Source organism: Blautia sp. MSK.20.85, from assembly GCF_013317245.1.
Lineage (GTDB): Bacteria > Bacillota > Clostridia > Lachnospirales > Lachnospiraceae > Blautia_A.
Window position 1 is genome coordinate 1 of the sequence record NZ_JAAIUN010000092.1, and the last position, 729, is coordinate 729.

General features: G+C 43.3%; 1 protein-coding gene. It reads right to left on the reverse strand.

Annotation, left to right across the window (positions count from 1 at the left end):
* Positions 1 to 49 precede the first annotated feature (49 nt).
* Positions 50 to 729: SpaA isopeptide-forming pilin-related protein (locus G5B12_RS17025; RefSeq protein WP_174088956.1), on the reverse strand; the 680-nt coding region annotated here is incomplete at its 5' end.

Genomic DNA, 729 nt, shown 5'->3' on the forward strand with positions numbered 1-729 from the left:
GGGAGCCTCACATAGAAGCTCCCAATCATAACCGTTGGTTTTAGTTTCCTTATTTGGTTTTCCTTTTTCTACTGATATAAAGTCCTGCCATACCTCCTGTGGAGATTACCAGAAGCAGAATCGGCAGCCAGATATTCGTGCTGTCACCTGTTTTTGGTGCATTTGATACCTTTGTCTCTTCATGGGACTGTGGTGTATCCGGTGTGTTCGGTGTTTCTGGAACTTCCGGTTTCTCATTTGTCAGATTGAAAGTAACTTCCACGACTGGTGTACTGTCATTCACATAAGCAAATGTCACTTCATGCTTGGTCTGATCCAGTGTGTATCCATCCAGTGTTTTTGTTTCCACCAGATAATACTTGATTGCTGTATCATATTTGCCGTTCTTAAATGTGGCAATCTCATACAGCTTACTTTCTGCATGACCGGCAGCGTCTGTCCTTAAGGTTTCCAGAACTTTTCCTTTGCTGTCACGGAGTTCAAATTCTACCCCTTTCAGCGGTTCTCCTGACGATTTATCTGCCTTATTGAGAATCACTTTTCCCTTGGCAGTATCATCTTTCATAGCCACTTTCTGGACTTCTCCAGTATCCTTCACCTCAAATGTCACATCAGATGTCAGAAGATATCCTTTCGGTGCCTGCTCTTCACGCAAGGTATATTTACCGATTGGCAGTTTTTCGATATAGTGTGCTTCCTCTGTGGAAGTCCAGCTCTCTACTACCTGAT